General features: G+C 44.9%; 16 protein-coding genes. 12 read left to right on the top strand and 4 right to left on the bottom strand.

Going from position 1 to position 16,248, the window contains the following annotated elements:
- Positions 1 to 5 precede the first annotated feature (5 nt).
- The 5 genes from K6Y21_RS07990 to luxS all read left to right on the top strand — a co-directional run bounded on the left by K6Y21_RS07990 (position 6) and on the right by luxS (position 5,153).
- Positions 6 to 1,136, top strand: coding sequence for a sodium ion-translocating decarboxylase subunit beta (locus K6Y21_RS07990; protein ID WP_233071315.1), 1,131 nt, complete (start codon positions 6 to 8; stop codon positions 1,134 to 1,136).
- Positions 1,137 to 1,631: 495 nt separating this feature from the next.
- The gene (locus K6Y21_RS07985; protein WP_233071314.1) at positions 1,632 to 2,024 is read left to right on the top strand and encodes a YqaA family protein; all 393 of its coding nucleotides are present in this window, start codon (positions 1,632 to 1,634) and stop codon (positions 2,022 to 2,024) included.
- Between the two features lie 240 nt (positions 2,025 to 2,264).
- Complete coding sequence (gene gshA / locus K6Y21_RS07980; RefSeq protein ID WP_233071313.1) at positions 2,265 to 3,836, top strand: glutamate--cysteine ligase; 1,572 nt, start codon at positions 2,265 to 2,267, stop codon at positions 3,834 to 3,836.
- An 88-nt stretch (positions 3,837 to 3,924) separates the two neighbouring features.
- The gene (locus tag K6Y21_RS07975) at positions 3,925 to 4,548 is read left to right on the top strand and encodes a transglycosylase SLT domain-containing protein (protein WP_233071307.1); all 624 of its coding nucleotides are present in this window, start codon (positions 3,925 to 3,927) and stop codon (positions 4,546 to 4,548) included.
- Between the two features lie 95 nt (positions 4,549 to 4,643).
- A complete protein-coding gene (gene luxS / locus K6Y21_RS07970) occupies positions 4,644 to 5,153 on the top strand; it encodes an S-ribosylhomocysteine lyase (RefSeq protein ID WP_233071305.1) in 510 nt (169 codons plus the stop codon).
- A 334-nt stretch (positions 5,154 to 5,487) separates the two neighbouring features.
- Here luxS and K6Y21_RS07960 read toward each other — a convergent pair whose 3' ends face one another.
- Positions 5,488 to 6,762, bottom strand: a complete 1,275-nt coding sequence (locus tag K6Y21_RS07960) for an HlyC/CorC family transporter (RefSeq protein WP_233071302.1) — start codon at positions 6,760 to 6,762, stop codon at positions 5,488 to 5,490.
- 42 nt (positions 6,763 to 6,804) lie between these two features.
- Positions 6,805 to 7,587 carry a cytochrome C assembly family protein gene (locus tag K6Y21_RS07955; RefSeq protein ID WP_233071300.1) on the bottom strand — a complete coding sequence of 261 codons (783 nt, stop codon included), beginning with the start codon at positions 7,585 to 7,587 and terminating at the stop codon, positions 6,805 to 6,807.
- Positions 7,588 to 7,814: 227 nt separating this feature from the next.
- On the opposite strand from K6Y21_RS07955, the gene ffh reads away from it, so the two are divergent.
- The 5 genes from ffh to rplS all read left to right on the top strand — a co-directional run bounded on the left by ffh (position 7,815) and on the right by rplS (position 11,371).
- On the top strand, positions 7,815 to 9,191 hold the full coding sequence (ffh, locus tag K6Y21_RS07950) for a signal recognition particle protein (protein ID WP_233071298.1): 1,377 nt from the start codon (positions 7,815 to 7,817) through the stop codon (positions 9,189 to 9,191).
- A gap of 219 nt (positions 9,192 to 9,410) precedes the next feature.
- On the top strand, positions 9,411 to 9,659 hold the full coding sequence (gene rpsP / locus K6Y21_RS07945; RefSeq protein ID WP_233071296.1) for a 30S ribosomal protein S16: 249 nt from the start codon (positions 9,411 to 9,413) through the stop codon (positions 9,657 to 9,659).
- Between the two features lie 23 nt (positions 9,660 to 9,682).
- The gene (gene rimM / locus K6Y21_RS07940) at positions 9,683 to 10,210 is read left to right on the top strand and encodes a ribosome maturation factor RimM (protein WP_233071294.1); all 528 of its coding nucleotides are present in this window, start codon (positions 9,683 to 9,685) and stop codon (positions 10,208 to 10,210) included.
- Positions 10,211 to 10,231: 21 nt separating this feature from the next.
- Complete coding sequence (gene trmD, locus K6Y21_RS07935) at positions 10,232 to 10,978, top strand: tRNA (guanosine(37)-N1)-methyltransferase TrmD (RefSeq protein WP_233071292.1); 747 nt, start codon at positions 10,232 to 10,234, stop codon at positions 10,976 to 10,978.
- Between the two features lie 39 nt (positions 10,979 to 11,017).
- Positions 11,018 to 11,371, top strand: a complete 354-nt coding sequence (gene rplS, locus K6Y21_RS07930; RefSeq protein WP_233071291.1) for a 50S ribosomal protein L19 — start codon at positions 11,018 to 11,020, stop codon at positions 11,369 to 11,371.
- A 67-nt stretch (positions 11,372 to 11,438) separates the two neighbouring features.
- On the opposite strand, the gene K6Y21_RS07925 is transcribed toward rplS, so the two are convergent.
- Positions 11,439 to 11,765, bottom strand: coding sequence for an isoamylase early set domain-containing protein (locus K6Y21_RS07925; RefSeq protein WP_233071289.1), 327 nt, complete (start codon positions 11,763 to 11,765; stop codon positions 11,439 to 11,441).
- Positions 11,766 to 11,853: 88 nt separating this feature from the next.
- Entirely contained in the window at positions 11,854 to 12,522 is a 669-nt protein-coding gene (gene mutH, locus K6Y21_RS07920; protein ID WP_233071287.1) for a DNA mismatch repair endonuclease MutH, read from the bottom strand.
- An 880-nt stretch (positions 12,523 to 13,402) separates the two neighbouring features.
- Here mutH and rppH point away from each other — a divergent pair.
- Entirely contained in the window at positions 13,403 to 13,957 is a 555-nt protein-coding gene (gene rppH, locus K6Y21_RS07915; RefSeq protein WP_233071285.1) for an RNA pyrophosphohydrolase, read from the top strand.
- 18 nt (positions 13,958 to 13,975) lie between these two features.
- The gene (gene ptsP / locus K6Y21_RS07910) at positions 13,976 to 16,243 is read left to right on the top strand and encodes a phosphoenolpyruvate--protein phosphotransferase (protein WP_233071283.1); all 2,268 of its coding nucleotides are present in this window, start codon (positions 13,976 to 13,978) and stop codon (positions 16,241 to 16,243) included.
- The last annotated feature ends 5 nt before the right edge of the window (positions 16,244 to 16,248 follow it).

The raw sequence follows: 16,248 nt of genomic DNA, 5'->3' as shown, positions 1-16,248 counted from the left end.
TTCCAGTGGAAGGTTTATTAACCCTTTGGCATGACACAGGTATCTATCATTTCGAGTGGAAACAGCTGGTGATGATGGCGGTGGGTGCCGTCTTACTTTATCTTGCGATTGTACGTAAATTTGAGCCGTTATTATTATTGCCTATCGGTTTTGGTGCCATCTTGGCCAATATTCCTAATGCGGGCTTAAATGATGAAGGTGGTTTGCTGTACTATGTTTACCACATTGGTATTGATTCAGGGGTTTTCCCACTCTTGATCTTTATGGGTGTGGGTGCCATGACCGACTTTGGTGCCTTAATCGCTAACCCTAAAATGCTGTTTTTAGGCGCAGCAGCTCAGTTTGGTATTTTTGCAACCTTATTCGGTGCCATTGCATTGAATGTCATCCCAGGCTTTGAATTTACCCTACAAGATGCGTCTGCGATTGCCATTATTGGAGGAGCGGATGGGCCAACAGCCATCTTCCTCGCCTCTAAACTGGCGCCGCATTTGTTAGGTGCGATTGCCGTTGCCGCTTATTCATATATGGCATTGGTGCCGTTGATCCAGCCGCCAATTATGAAAGCGTTGACCACTAAAGAAGAGCGCGCCATTAAAATGGAGCAACTTCGACCGGTTAGTAAACGTGAGAAGATCTTGTTCCCATTATTAGTATTGGGTGCCTGTATCATGTTGCTGCCAGCCGCAACACCATTAGTGGGCATGTTCTGTTTAGGTAACTTAATGCGTGAGTCCGGTGTGGTTGATCGCTTAAGTCATGCAGCGCAAAGCGAGATCATCAACGCTGTTACCATTTTCCTAGGCCTAGCCGTGGGCTCTAAATTGTCTGCGGAGTACTTCTTGACACTGGAAACCTTAGGTATCTTAGTGTTAGGTGCAGTGGCATTTGCCATAGGTACAGGTTCTGGTGTGATCATGGCTAAAATTATGAGCCGCATGTCCGGTGGTAAAATCAATCCATTACTGGGTGCTGCAGGTGTGTCTGCTGTACCTATGGCTGCGCGAGTCGTTAACAAGGTAGGGTTAGAGGCGAACCCACAAAACTTCCTGTTAATGCATGCCATGGGGCCGAACGTAGCGGGTGTACTAGGCAGTGCTGTTGCAGCGGGTGTGTTACTTGCACTTGTTGGTTAATCGCGGCTAATTGCTTTAGTGGTATGAAAAAGGTGGCTATGGCCACCTTTTTTGATCGTTTTGGCATAACGAAGAGAAAGGTTTAAGTGGATGAGACCTATCGAGTGAGGTAAATCATCAGACTGAAAAATCCGATGAAGAAAGTGGATAAGCCTATAATCAAATAAAACCCCTTGGCCCCTTGACGAATAGTAAGGCCATTCACTTGCAAAAATACCCACCAGAGTAAAGACAATATCAAAGGTATTAAGAACATCCTCGCCATTTACTATCTCCTTTTAAGTTGGATAGGTATAAGTGACTACTGCCGACTATCTTACAAATTTGCTACACTCGCGCCAACTATTTCTAATGATACGGCCTGCTTTCGCAAATGGACTTATGGGCTTTACGATTGCTAGGAAGAAACCGTATTAAGTAAAGCGATATCGAGACAATAATCAGACGATGTTCGAGAGTATTTTTTATTATGGCACCTCGTTATGGGGATTATTTGTGACAAGTTTTGTCGCGGCTACCTTACTGCCGGCAGGCTCAGAAGCCTTACTCAGTGTGATGGTAATTGAGCAGCGTTATTCTTTCTTTGCATTAATCATGGCGGCCACACTTGGCAACACCCTTGGTGGTTTAGTCACCTTTGCGATGGGCCACTTAGCCCGAAATGTTAAGAAAGATTTGCTGCCTAAGCAAACGGCAGGGATTGAGCGAGTGCGCAAGTATGGCGTCATCTGTTTGCTATTTAGTTGGTTGCCCATCGTCGGGGATCTACTCTGTTTTGCGGCGGGCTGGCTAAAGCTGAACGTATTTTGGTCGAGTACCTTGCTATTATTAGGTAAGTTAATGCGCTACGGGGTCGTGATATTACTCGCTCAGGGGGTATGGGGTTAGTGCTGAGTGTAAGCTCAATCAATTAGAAAAAATACTTGTAATATCGACTTTTTGCCCCAATATGATCGCCGTATAAGTTGGTGTAATAACAAAGTGTATTTGCCTTTGTTGGGTCATACCAATGATAAGTCAAGCGGTTACTATGGTAGGCGCGGTGTGTCGCGATGTGACGTTTCTGTTTGTTTATGGGTGAAAGCGAGAACATGGCGCTTACCACATAGCATAAACTAAGGTTTTAACTTGAATTCAAATTTTGACGAACAAATTGAACTATTGAAAACAACCCCGGGTGCCTTGACGGGCATAAAACGCGGTGTTGAACGAGAAAGCCTCAGGGTGCAATCAGATGGTCAGTTAGCGCAAACCGCGCACCCAGAGGCGTTAGGTAAAGCCCTTACGCATCCAACCATCACCACAGATTTCGCTGAAAGTTTACTTGAGTTTATTACCCCAGTGTCGACTTCCACTACCGTGCTATTCGATCAGCTCAGGGATATTCACCATTACACGGTCAAAAACTTACCGCAGCAACAATTATGGCCCATGAGTATGCCGTGTTATTGTGCCGATGAGGCCGATATTCAGTTGGCCCAATATGGTCGCTCAAACACCGGAAGAATGAAGACGGTGTACCGTGAAGGCTTGAAAAACCGTTATGGTAGCATGATGCAGATAATTTCTGGTGTGCATTATAATTTTTCCTTGCCGCCGCAGTTTTGGAAATTAAAGTCCGCTCCAGCGCTGTCAGAGCAGGATAAAGCCTCAGCGGGTTATATGGCGTTAGTGCGTAACTTTTATCGTTATGGCTGGGTCATTCCCTATTTATTCGGCGCTTCACCTGCTTTGTGTAGCTCGTTCTTACAAGGGAAAAACAGCAGCCTGGATTTTCAGGCGTTAGGGCAAGGCACGGTGTATTTACCTTACGCTACGTCGTTGCGTCTGAGCGATTTAGGTTATACCAATAGCAGTCAAGCCGATTTGTGCGTCAGCTATAACTCCCTAGATAAGTACCTGGCTTCGGTTGAGCAAGCGGTGAACGCTTACTCGGAAAGTTTTGCTCGTATTGGCGTGAAACAAAACGGTGAATACAAGCAGCTCAATGCCAATACGCTTCAGATAGAAAATGAACTTTATGCGCCTATTCGCCCTAAGCGAGTGACACAAACCGGCGAGAAGCCACGTCATGCGTTGGGTGCGCGTGGAATTGAGTACATTGAAGTACGCTCGTTAGACGTTAACCCATTTTCACCCTTGGGCATCACCCCGTTACAGTCGCAATTTTTGGATGTGTTTTTAACTTGGTGTGCACTTAAGCCTTCTGCTGAATTTGTTCCAAGCCGTTGCAATGAATACAAGGGTAACTTTACCAAGGTCGTACTAGAAGGCAGAAAGCCGGGGCTCAAATTGGAAATCAGCCGAGAGGAAATGACAATCCCCGAGTGGGGAGAGAAACTGCTTGAGGAATGGCAACAAGTCGCGGCTATGTTAGATAGAGATAATCAAAGCCAAGCATTTAGTCAGGCGTTAAACGAGCTAGCCCCTTGCTTTGCCGATCCTAACCTCACTCTTTCTGGTCAATTATTACAACAGCTGCAACAAAGAAATATCGATAATGGGGCCTTCGCGATGGAGTTGGCCAAGCAATACCAGCAAACGTTATTGGCGGGTGATTATCAGTATTGGACAGAGCAAGATTTTATTGATGCCAAGTTAGCTTCAGAACGAGATCAAGCCGCGATAGAAGCCGCTGACACAATGAGTTTCGATGCGTTTTTAGCGCAATATTTCTCATCTGACTTAGTCGAAGCGTAACAAAAAAAACAGGAGCCATATGGCTCCTGAAAACAATGAAAAAAACAATTCTTGCACTAGTGAGGCAACTTAAAAGGAAAAGAGTTCAATGCAATTGCAGAAAAACACAAAAATTTTTTTGTTGCTCACTTTAGCCGTCATCACATCAGGCTGCAGCACTTCGCCCCCAAGAAACCCCGAAAATATCTGTGACATTTTTCAAGAAAAGCGCAGTTGGTACACCGCAGCAAAAGACATGGAAGAAAAGTGGGGTACGCCCATTCATGTGCCAATGGCCATGATGTATCAAGAGAGTAGCTTTAAGCATGATGCCGCCCCGCCGATGGAATACTTCTTATTTATTCCCATAGGTCGCGCCAGTAGTGCGTACGGTTATAGTCAGGCGAAAACCTTAACCTGGCAAGATTACACCCGTGAAACCGGTAACAGCTGGGCAAGTCGTGAAAATTTTGCCGATGCCATCGATTTCATGGGGTGGTTTACCAGTAAGACGCACAAAATCAATGGCGTGTCTAAATGGGATGCGTATCGTCAATACCTTAACTATCATGAAGGCTGGGGTGGATATAAAAAGGGCAGCTACAACAAAAAAGCGTGGTTGGTTAAGGTTGCCAAAAAGGTTGATAGTCGTTCTAAACGATATGCCTCACAGCTAAAACAATGCCAAGAAGACTTAGATTCAAGCTGGTTTTGGCGTACTTTTTTTGGCTAGGGGTATTAAATCAATTACACTAGTGCGAATTAAGAAGACTAATCATACTTTTCTAGCTTAGAAGCTTGCTAGAAAAGGGATAACAGGAGAGAGCAATGCCATTATTAGACAGTTTTACCGTAGACCATACCAAGATGAACGCTCCAGCGGTCAGGGTTGCAAAAACCATGACAACACCGGGCAAAGATACGATCACGGTATTTGATTTGCGCTTTTGTGTGCCTAATGAAGAGCTACTTTCAGAGAAAGGGATCCACACCCTTGAGCATTTGTTCGCTGGGTTTATTCGTAACCACTTAAACAGCGATACAGTAGAAATTATTGATGTATCACCCATGGGCTGTCGCACCGGTTTTTATATGAGCTTGATTGGCCAGCCATCAGAACAAACGGTGGCCAATAGTTGGTTAGCCGCGATGCAAGACGTATTAACGGTGCAAAGCCAAGATGAGATTCCTGAGCTTAATGAATACCAATGTGGCACCTACGTAATGCATTCGTTGGATGAAGCCAAAGGGATTGCGAAGGACGTGATTGAGCGTGGTATTGGTGTCAACCAAAATGATTCATTGGCACTACCAAAAGAAATACTCGACACACTTTAATCTTCTCTCAATATAAAAAAACGGGCTAACTTAAGCCCGTTTTTTTATTGAGGGGGCTTAGGGCCTGTTTATCTTTTGTGCTTGTTTTTGCAGCGATTTGTTGGGTATTTATACAAAACAATCGTTGTGGGCAGCAACTTTGTGGCATAGTCACCTACGCGAAAAGGTGCTAACGCAGTAGAAATGACCAACAAACGCTGTCCTCTGGATTCGGCTAAAAGCGTTTTGTTCGTCGTTGAGCAGTATTTACTTAGAATGCTAAGCTACAAACTGCTCGCCTTGCCCAAAACGCTTTTATCTCGAACAAAAATTAACCACCTAAGGTCAACAGGCCCTACTCTTTTTGCTGATAAAGCTCGGGAATGATACGTACAATCTTGACCATATTATTATCGACTTCAACCACTTCAATAGGGTAGCCAAACAAGCGTACGCTGATGTTGGGTGCTGGGATCTCCTCGAGGTACTCTAGGATCAAGCCGTTTAGGGTTTTGGGGCCGTCGGTAGGAAAATGCCAATTCATTTCTTTATTCAGGTCACGAATGCTGATGCTTCCTTCGACTAAAAAGCTACCGTCTTCTTGCTTGTGTATTTCATCAGACACTTCTGGGGCCATGCTGGTGGTAAAGTCGCCGACAATTTCCTCTAATAGATCTTCTAACGTCACTAAGCCTTGAATGTCACCGTACTCGTCTATCACTAATCCAATACGCTCTTTGCGGCGCTGAAACTTAAGCAGTTGAGTATTTAATGGTGTCCCTTCGGGTATAAAGTAGAGCTCTTTTACACTGCGAAGCAGCGTGGTTTTGTCTAGCTGTTCTTTTAACAGCATGCGCAAGGTATCTCTTGCATGAATAAACCCGACCGCATCGTCTATGTTATCTCGATAAAGTAACACGCGTGTATGAGGTGATTGGGTTAGCTGCTTAAGGATGATTTCCCATTCATCGTTGATATCAATACCGGCGATTTCGTTACGGGGGATCATGATATCTTCAACAGCGACTTGCTCTAAATCTAAGATACTGAGTAACATTTCTTGGTGACGTTTAGGGATCATGCCGCCCGCTTCATGCACAATAGTGCGAAGCTCGTCGGGAGAAAGGTGCTCATCACCCGAGTTTTGGCTGTTAATGCGCAATAGTTTGAGCAAACCATTAGAAAGAAAGTTCACAAACCAGACTAAAGGTGTAAACAGTTTTTGTAATGGGCTCAGTAATAACGAACTAGGAAAGGCAATGCGCTCTGGGTAGAGGGCCGCTAAGGTTTTGGGGGTGACCTCAGCAAAAATCAGTAAGGCTAAGGTTAAGCCGCCGGTGGCAATCGCAATACCCGCATCGCCAAACAGACGCTGACCAATAATGGTGGCAATGGCAGAGGCCAAAATATTGACTAAGTTGTTACCAATGAGAATTAAGCCAATGAGCTTATCGGGGCGCTGTAACAATTTCTCAACGCGAATGGCGCTTTTATTCTTTTGTTTAGCGAGATGGCGTAGTCGATAACGGTTGATGGCCATCATGCCCGTTTCAGAACTAGAGAAGTAAGCCGACATACAGATAAGAATACCTAAAATGGCAAACAATACTTCGGTAGATATGGTATCCAAGGTGGATCCTCTTTTGGTTTAAAAAATGGTTAACGATTTAAGTTAAGTCAGAATGATTTCTTTGACAAAGCGGCTGCCAAAATAGGCTAAGGTTAGAACAAAAGCCCCGATGACGGTAGCGTAAATGACAGGTTTACCGCGCCAGCCTTTGATATAGTGCCCCCACAAAAGTGTGACATATAAAAACCAAGCGATGATAGATAACAAGGCTTTATGGGCTTTGCCTTGGGCAAACATGTCATTGAGGAAGAGAAACCCACTGGCTAAAGATAAGCTCAGTAGTAGGGTGCCGATGAAGATAAGCTGAAACAGCTGTTTCTCAATGGTCATAAGCGGTGGCAATGCAGGGTGAAATAGTGGCTTACGTTTTTGTTTGAGCTGATAGTCGAGAAACCCTAATAAAGTGGCAAATAAACCAGCAATCATCAGTGTTGAGTAAGAAAGTAACGCAATGCTGATATGAAGGACAATCTCGGGGTGCGTTTCCAAATGGGTGATGTAATGGGTTGGCAGTAAGGTTGCGCCCGCCAGATTCACCATGGCAAAACCGTAGGCGACGGGTAAAATAACCCAGACGCGTAATTTGAATGCTGCCAGAGACAAAACCAAGGCGATGATTAAGCTGACTAATGCGGCCACATTCATCAGGGATAAGTTTTGTCCAGATGCAACAAAGATATCTTGATACAACCAAGCACTGTGGCAGGCCACAGCCGTCATTGCCGCGCCTAACACGAGTGTTTTGTTAGGCCCTTGATGATGTAGTAACCGGCTTAAACAGGCGATAGTTGCGACTGCATAAAGCGTTAAAGCCAAAATCGACATCAGTTCCATTAATATACGTTACCCTTAAGTTGAGGACGCTAGTATAACCTGCACGACTAAGGGCGCCAAGAAAACAACCCTGATTCCAGCATTGTTAGGTCAAATTCTCTGAATTTTTGTGACCATAATTTAGGCAAAGATTGCACTAAGCTTGGATATAGAGTGTTGCATTGCGCGACTTATGGGTATAATCCCCTTCATTTACAAGTAAGCTTGCTGAGAAACCCATGTTTGAAAATCTGACCGATAGATTGTCACGAACGCTGAAAAACATCAGTGGCCGTGGCCGATTAACCGAAGACAATATAAAAGAAACCTTACGTGAAGTAAGAATGGCGCTACTTGAGGCGGATGTTGCTCTGCCTGTGGTGCGTGAATTTGTTGCTAAGGTCAAAGAAAGAGCGGTTGGTCAGGAAGTCACGAAAAGCCTAAGCCCTGGCCAAGTATTCATCAAAATTGTGCAAAGTGAACTTGAAGCGGCAATGGGTGAGGCTAACGAAAAGCTCGACCTTGCAGCTCAGCCTCCAGCTATCTTATTAATGGCGGGTTTACAAGGTGCGGGTAAAACCACCTCGGTGGGTAAACTGGCCAAGTTCCTAAAAGAGCGTGAAAAGAAATCTGTGCTGGTGGTCAGTGCCGACGTATACCGTCCTGCGGCAATCAAGCAGCTAGAAACCCTAGCTAATGAAGTCAAGGTGGAATTCTTCCCGAGTGACATCTCACAAAAGCCGATTGATATTGCCAATGCAGCCATCGAACATGCTCGCAAACAATTTATTGACGTGGTGATTGTCGATACCGCGGGTCGTTTACATGTTGATGAAGACATGATGACGGAAATCATCGACTTGCACCAAGCGATTAAGCCTGTGGAAACCCTATTTGTGGTTGATGCCATGACAGGTCAAGATGCGGCTAATACCGCGCGTGCTTTTAACGACTCATTGCCTTTGACCGGTGTTATCTTAACCAAGGCTGATGGTGATGCTCGTGGTGGTGCAGCGTTATCGATTCGTCAAATTACGGGTAAGCCGATTAAGTTCATGGGGATGGGTGAAAAAACCGATGCCCTAGAGCCGTTTTATCCTGATCGTATTGCTTCGCGCATTTTAGGCATGGGCGATGTGCTTTCTTTAATCGAAGAGATTGAGCAAAAAGTCGATAAAGACAAGGCCGCTAAGCTGGCCAAAAAAGTACAAAAAGGCAAAGGATTTGATCTTGAAGACTTCCGTGAACAGCTGGTGCAAATGAAAAGCATGGGCGGCATGATGAGCATGATGGATAAGCTGCCTGGTATGGGCCAATTGCCCGATGCGGTGAAAGATCAAGTCAACGACAAATTGACGATTCAAATGGAAGCCATCATTAACTCCATGACCCCAGGCGAGCGAGCGCGTCCAGAAATCATTAAAGGCTCACGCAAACGTCGTATTGCCGCGGGCTCAGGTACCAGCATCCAAGAAGTGAATAAGCTGCTTAAGCAGTTTACTCAGATGCAAAAAATGATGAAAAAAATGAGTGGTAAGGGCGGCATGCGTAAAATGATGGGGCGTATGCAAGGCATGATGCCACCAGGGATGATGAAGGGCAAAGGGCCTTTCTAGTCACGACCTTGCCAAGTTAGCATTATTCATTTTAAAGGGAACTGAGTTCACGCAACTGAGTTCCCTTTTTTATATATAGATTGCAATGACAGCCGCGTGAAAAGTTCACGAATAAGTTGCTTTTGGCGAGAATAAGAGTACAATTTTGCGGCTTTCTACAAAGTGGGGAGTCTGAAGCTATTTCAGGCTCAATAGTTCTTAACAAAATATGAGGACGATATGGTTACCATTCGTTTAGCTCGTGGCGGCGCAAAAAAGCGTCCATTTTATCAGGTTGTAGTAGCTGACAGCCGTAATGCAGCAACTGGTCGTTACATCGAGAAAGTAGGTTTCTTTAACCCTACAGCTCGCGGTGGCGAAGAAGGTGTTCGTCTAAACAATGAACGCATTGAGCACTGGGTGTCTCAAGGCGCTACGCTTAGCGCACGTGTTGCTAAGCTGGTTAAAGACAGCCAAAAAGCTGCTTAATCAATTAGGTATAGGGGCATTTAGTGAGTACACAAGCAGACCAGATTGTTGTTGGAAAGTTTGGTGCCGTTTACGGTATTAAAGGCTGGCTAAAAATCCATTCCTATACTGACGATCCCGAAGGTGTTTTTGATTACAAACCTTGGCTGATTGACTACCAAGGACGACAACGCGAAGTGCTGGTCACTGAGTATCGACGTCACAATAAAACTTGGATAGCAAAAGTAGAGGGGTTTGATGTCAGAGAAGACGCCCAAGCCTTAGTGGGTTTGGAGATTTTGGTCAGCGATGATCAACTTCCTGAGCTTGACGATCAAGTGTATTGGCGTGATTTGATGGGGTGTCAGGTCAAAACAACCGCAGGTTATGACCTCGGTGTGGTGGCTGACATGATGGAAACAGGGTCAAATGATGTCCTTGTTGTAAAATCCAACCCAACAGATGCCTTTGGCAAAAAAGAGCGGTTAATTCCGTATCTTGAAGAGAAGGTAATTATCCAAGTGGATATTGCCAACAAATTTATTGAAGTTGACTGGGATCCAGGATTCTAAGTTACTCCGAGGAGTCATTCTATGTGGTTAGGGGTCATTAGCCTCTTCCCGGATATGTTTCGGGCCATCACAGAACACGGAGTAACAGGTAGGGCTGTAAAACAGCAACTGCTTGAATTCCACTGCTGGAATCCAAGGGATTACGCTACCGACAAACATAAGACTGTTGATGACAGGCCTTATGGTGGCGGCCCTGGCATGCTAATGATGGTTGAGCCTTTACGCCAGGCCATTCATGATGCAAAAGCAGCGGCAATTGAAGCGGGTGAAGAGGCTAAAGTGATCTACTTATCGCCTCAAGGACGCAAACTAGACCAAGGTGGCGTGCAAGAACTGGCACAGAATCAAGCATTGATTTTAGTGGCAGGACGTTACGAAGGAATAGATGAACGCATAATTCAAACCGAAATAGACCAAGAGTGGTCGATTGGTGATTATGTGTTAACGGGTGGTGAGTTGCCCGCGATGACACTGATTGACGCTGTGGTGCGTTTTGTACCCGGTGTGTTAGGTCGCGCAGCTTCAGCCGAACAGGACTCGTTTTCCGATGGCCTGTTGGATTGCCCCCATTACACGCGTCCTGAAGTGCTGGGAGATTTAGCGGTTCCGCCAGTATTGCTGAGCGGCAACCACGAAAAGATCCGACAATGGCGTTTAAAACAGTCGTTGGGCCGTACCTGGGAACGTAGACCAGAACTAATTAACAACCTAGCTCTGACTGACGAACAAGCACGCTTGTTAGCTGAATATCTTAGTGACTCTGAGTAACAGCAATCGCATCAGTTTACCTAGGCAGAGGTTTATAAAATGAGCAACATCATCAAACAGCTCGAAGACGAGCAGTTAAAAAAAGATCTACCTGATTTCGCCCCAGGTGACACAGTAGTAGTTCAAGTAAAAGTTAAAGAAGGCAACAAAGAACGTCTTCAGGCTTTCGAAGGTTTCGTACTAGCTAAGCGTAACCGTGGTTTACACTCATCTTTCACTGTTCGTAAAATTTCTAGCGGTGAAGGCGTTGAGCGTGTATTCCAAACTCATAGCCCAATTGTAGATAGCATTACAGTTAAACGCCGTGGTGATGTACGTCAAGCTAAGCTTTACTACATGCGTGGTCGTACTGGTAAAGCAGCTCGTATCAAAGAGAAGCTTGGTAAAAAGTAAGACAGAAAAGGCTCGCATTGCGAGCCTTTTTTCTTTCCAGCTTATGGCATTATGCCTATTGCTGCTGTTAGCAGGGCTGCACACTCAGTAGTGAGTTCTCAGTGCCAAATTCATTCATCCGATAGCCATCGGCTTCTACTTCATTCTCAAATGCTTCGTTACCGTCAGCGGTGATCAGCTTATATTTAAATTCAAACTCGGACTGGGCATCGGTAGGTAAATCGAGAGTGGCCTTGAATTTACCGTTTTTGAACTTTTGCAGCTCGATCGGTGACCAGTCATTGAACTCACCGAGTAGAAAGATCTTTTCGGCTTGGCCTGCGGCGTCTTTTTCCAGTTCAAATGTGACTTTCACTTGGGGCTTTGATTTAAGAAAGCGTTTCTTTAATGGCATTTATACCTCCTCAGGCATATCAATCACTAATAATAAAAATAACAATATCCTATCATAATGAGGATTGGAATCATTAGTGAAGTAATTATTAAACTAAATAATAACTTTCCAAGATATTACCGGTAAATTCTTTCTTCAAATAAAAGCCACGTGGTCGCGTGCGGATCCTTTGCCCATCAGGGCCGATGGCGTCCGTTAGGGCCTTACCATTGGCCGCTTTTGGTCTTAATTGCAGTGCTTGACCATGGCGTGCGGTGACATGCTCGATATCACCTAAGGCAATACGCTCCATTAACTCTTCCCAGTCCTGTTGCAGTAAGGCTTCCTCCGCTGGACTTGGTTGCCATAATAAGGGGGAGCCAACGCGGCGAACGGGTAGCGGTATCTCTCGACTGCCTTCAACGGGTAACCAGAGTACGCAACTAAGTTTATTTTTCACGTTACTGTTTTGCCAGCTTAAACCAGCTATATCGAGTAAAGGGGCGACGCAAACAAAGGTTGTTTCTAATGGCTTACCTTGCTCATTGATAGGGATGGTTTTGAGCTCTATGCCTAGATGTGGAAAATCTTGTTCCGGCTTTGAGCCTGCCTCGGCGCCAAGGTGGTACTCGATCAGTTGGCCTACCCAGCCTTTGTCACGACGGAGATCTTTTGGCATAGGCCAATTTGCGATTTCAGCAAGTTCGGCGAGGGATAATCCTGCGATGGCGTAGGCCTTGGACATGAGTTGTTCAACTGAGGTTGGTGGCGTCATCATCTTAGTGTTTGTACATGAGTTAGGGTTACACTTTACGCTTATTTTATACCCAATCAACCAGGATGTACTTGAAATAGGGATCTTTAAGTTGATTGGACATGAACAGATGAAAGCGAGATTGCAAACTGAGTTTTCCGTTTCGAACGTGGATACGCTTTGTTGATTAAAAAACAAACAAAAAAAAACCTTGTAATAAAAATCTGGCGCTATTTTGTAAGTTATTGTTTTTAAGTGGTTTATCTTGTTTTTTTATGCTTGACTTATAGCTTGAATAGGTTTTTTTCCAGTAATCAGTGGAAAAGTCAGCTACCGTGCACAACTTTATCCACAGAAATGTTGGATAACTTGTTTTGACGGCCTTTGATAGGGCAAATTTCCTCTTGTTTTTTGCCGTAAAATGAGATCTAACGCTAAGGTAGTGCTAATTTTAGGCGCTTTTGCTCAGGTTTTTGTGAATAACTTTGTCCTTGGTTAAAAAGTGTTCGGTCAGTTTTATTCACAAAGTCAGTGTGTTGTTAACACCTGTTTAAATATACATGTTATGGTGTTTTTTCTTGTCTTTTGTTTTTAAGTTATTATTTATAGGTGTGTTTCTTTTGTGGTTAATGCGACCCCTTTCTTCTGTTCTACTTGGACGTTGAAGGGCAGTGATCTGGATACCATAATTTTCACAGAGTTATTCACAGAAAAAGTGTAGAAAAGAGGATGACAATCGCGTAGCTGAATTTTTCTGTGTGCATAACTTTTGTTTTTGATTGAAGTTATCCATAAAGTGTGAGCGATTGCCCGTTTGCTGGTGCATTATGAGTAACGTGATTGCTGCGTTCGCGGTAATGTGAAAGAATCATGTGATGATAGATTAAGCCCGATAGGTGCATAAGTGATTGATGCCGATGGTTATCGTCCAAATGTAGGCATCATTATCTGTAACCCGAAAGGTCAGGTAATGTGGGCAAAACGTTATGGACAGCATTCTTGGCAATTTCCGCAAGGCGGAGTCAATGAAGGTGAAAGCGCGGAACAGGCGATGTTCCGTGAGCTCTACGAAGAGGTAGGGTTACAAAAGCATGAAGTTAAAATTTTAGCGGTAAGCCGATCTTGGCTCAAATATAAGTTGCCGAAACGGTTAGTCCGATGGGATTCTAAGCCCGTTTGCATTGGTCAAAAGCAAAAGTGGTTTTTACTCTCATTGCAAACCAAGGAGTCTAAGGTCAATTTAAGTGCCTGTGGGCATCCGGAGTTTGATGATTGGCGTTGGGTGAGCTATTGGTATCCCGTGAGGCAGGTTGTTTCATTCAAGCGCGATGTATATCGTCGAGTGATGAAGGAGTTTTGTCCTGCTGCATTGCCTTTTCAACGGCCTGAGAATGAGACCAAAAAACGAAAAGATAAACGTAAACGATTTAATAAGAAACAGCGCCGAAGCGTAAAATAACGCCGCCAAGGGGAGCCCGTGTTAACGCAACTGAGAGAAATCGTAGAGAAGGTGAACCAAGCGGACTCATTAGAGGCAGCAATGGCCGTTCTTGTCGTCCAAATCAGAGACGTGATGCAGGTTGACTGTTGCTCGGTGTATTTAGTGCATGATGCACTGAACTATTTTACATTAGCCGCAACGGATGGCTTGGCCCAGGGGGCGGTTGGCAATATTCATATCGAATTTAATGAAGGGGTGGTGGGCTTAGTTGGGCAAAAAGAAGAGCCGATCAACCTTGCAGATGCCCAAGTTCATCCAAGGTTTAAATATTTAGCCGAGGTTCAAGAAGATGATTATCGTGCGTTTCTTGGTGCGCCGATCATTCATCAACGCAAAGTGCTTGGGGTATTAGTCGTGCAGCAGCGCTGTGCTCGTGAATTTGACAAAAATGAAGAATCATTTTTGGTCACCCTTGCAGCCCAGTTGGCAAATGTCATCGCTCATTCCCAGTCTAAAGGCTTTCTTGCCGCTCCCAATCGAAATAAAAAAAATATCCGCTCCATCAAAGGGATCGCTGGTAGCTCAGGGATTGCGATTGCAAAGGCTCAAGTGATCACGCCGCAAGTGACACTGGAGATGATACAAACAGAACATACCGAAGATGTGACTGCTGAGCTGAGCCGCTTTAAATCTGCATTGGCGAAGAGCACCGATGAGATCAAAGCCTTAGCTATCCGTTTAAAAGGGCAGTTGCCTAGTGAAGCCTTGGCCATTTTTGATGTTTATTTGCACATGCTGGCCGAAGCCAGTTTATCGGGAGAAATCAAGGCGCAGATAAAGCAAGGTTATCGAGCGACCACGGCGGTAAAACTGGTTGCCGAGCGTTATGTTGCTCAATTTTCGGCCATGTCGGATCCCTATTTGCGTGAGCGTGCGACTGACACTAAGGATGTATGCCAGCGACTCATTAATCATTTGATTGGTTTAGAGCCACCTTCACTCCTCGCTGATGAACTTATCTTGGTTGCTGAAGAAGTGACTGCAACCATGTTAGCCAATGTGCCAAAAGAAAAACTAAAGGGCATTGTTTCAGTTAAAGGCTCTGCTAACTCCCATGCGGCTATCTTAGCTCGTGCATTGGGGATCCCGGCCCTGATGGGGATGGCATTACCGATTGAAAAACTAAGCCATAGTTTATTGATCCTCGACGGCTACAGCGGTGAACTCTATGTTTCACCTGAGCAAGCGGTGTTACTTGAGTACCAAGGCCTATTAGCAGAAGAGAAACAATTAGACAGCATCATGCGTGATTGCCTTGAGGCGCCAGCGGTCACCAAAGATGGTGTAAAGATAGAAATGCTATTAAATGCGGGCTTAAGTGCCGATACCGAAATTGCTATCAATGAATTTGCTGATGGGGTCGGTTTGTATCGAACGGAAGTCCCGTTTATGTTAACCGAGAGCTTTCCCACTGAGTTAGAGCAAAGCGAACGTTATCGTGGCATTTTGCAAACTTATGCTGCTAAACCGGTCACCATGCGTACCTTAGATGTGGGCGGAGATAAGCAATTACCTTACTTTCCCATTATTGAAGAAAACCCCTTTTTGGGCTGGCGTGGCATTCGTTTAACCTTAGACCATCCTGAAATTTTCTTGGTGCAGATTAAAGCCATGTTGCGTGCCAGCATCGGCCTTAATAATTTGCAAATCATGCTGCCGATGATCAGTGGTATTACTGAGGTAGATGATGCGGTGAGACTGATTCATCAAGCATGGAGCGAAATTAACGAGCAAGCTCGAATGCAAGGCCAGCACTTGCGCAAGCCTAAGCTAGGGGTGATGCTCGAAGTCCCTTCTGCACTTTATATTTTACCCCAACTGGCAAAGCGGGTTGATTTTTGGTCGGTAGGCAGCAATGACTTAACCCAGTACTTACTGGCTGTTGATCGTAATAACCCTCAAGTAGCGGATATCTTCGACAGTTTTCATCCAGCGGTTTTACAAGCGCTGCAGCACATTATTACCCAAGCTAAGCAACATCAGGTATCGGTCAGTTTATGTGGTGAGTTAGCGGGGGATCCCTTAGGAGCTGTGATCCTCATGGCAATGGGATACACCAAGCTCAGTATGAATACTTACAATATAGCGCGTATTAAGTTTGTGATCCGTCATGTTGCGATTGCTGAGTTGCAGGCCATTTTAGCTCAGGCCTATGAATTAGACTCGGGCAAAGCGGTGCGCCAGCTGTTTGCCCAATATCTCGAACAAAAAGGCTTAGGCGGCTTGGTTCGAGCAGGAAAGTAATCAAC

The sequence above is a fragment of the Motilimonas eburnea genome (genome assembly GCF_021295345.1).
Taxonomy (GTDB): Bacteria; Pseudomonadota; Gammaproteobacteria; order Enterobacterales; family CBDFNC01; genus Motilimonas; species Motilimonas eburnea.
This window is presented reverse-complemented; position numbering and strand designations above follow the sequence as displayed.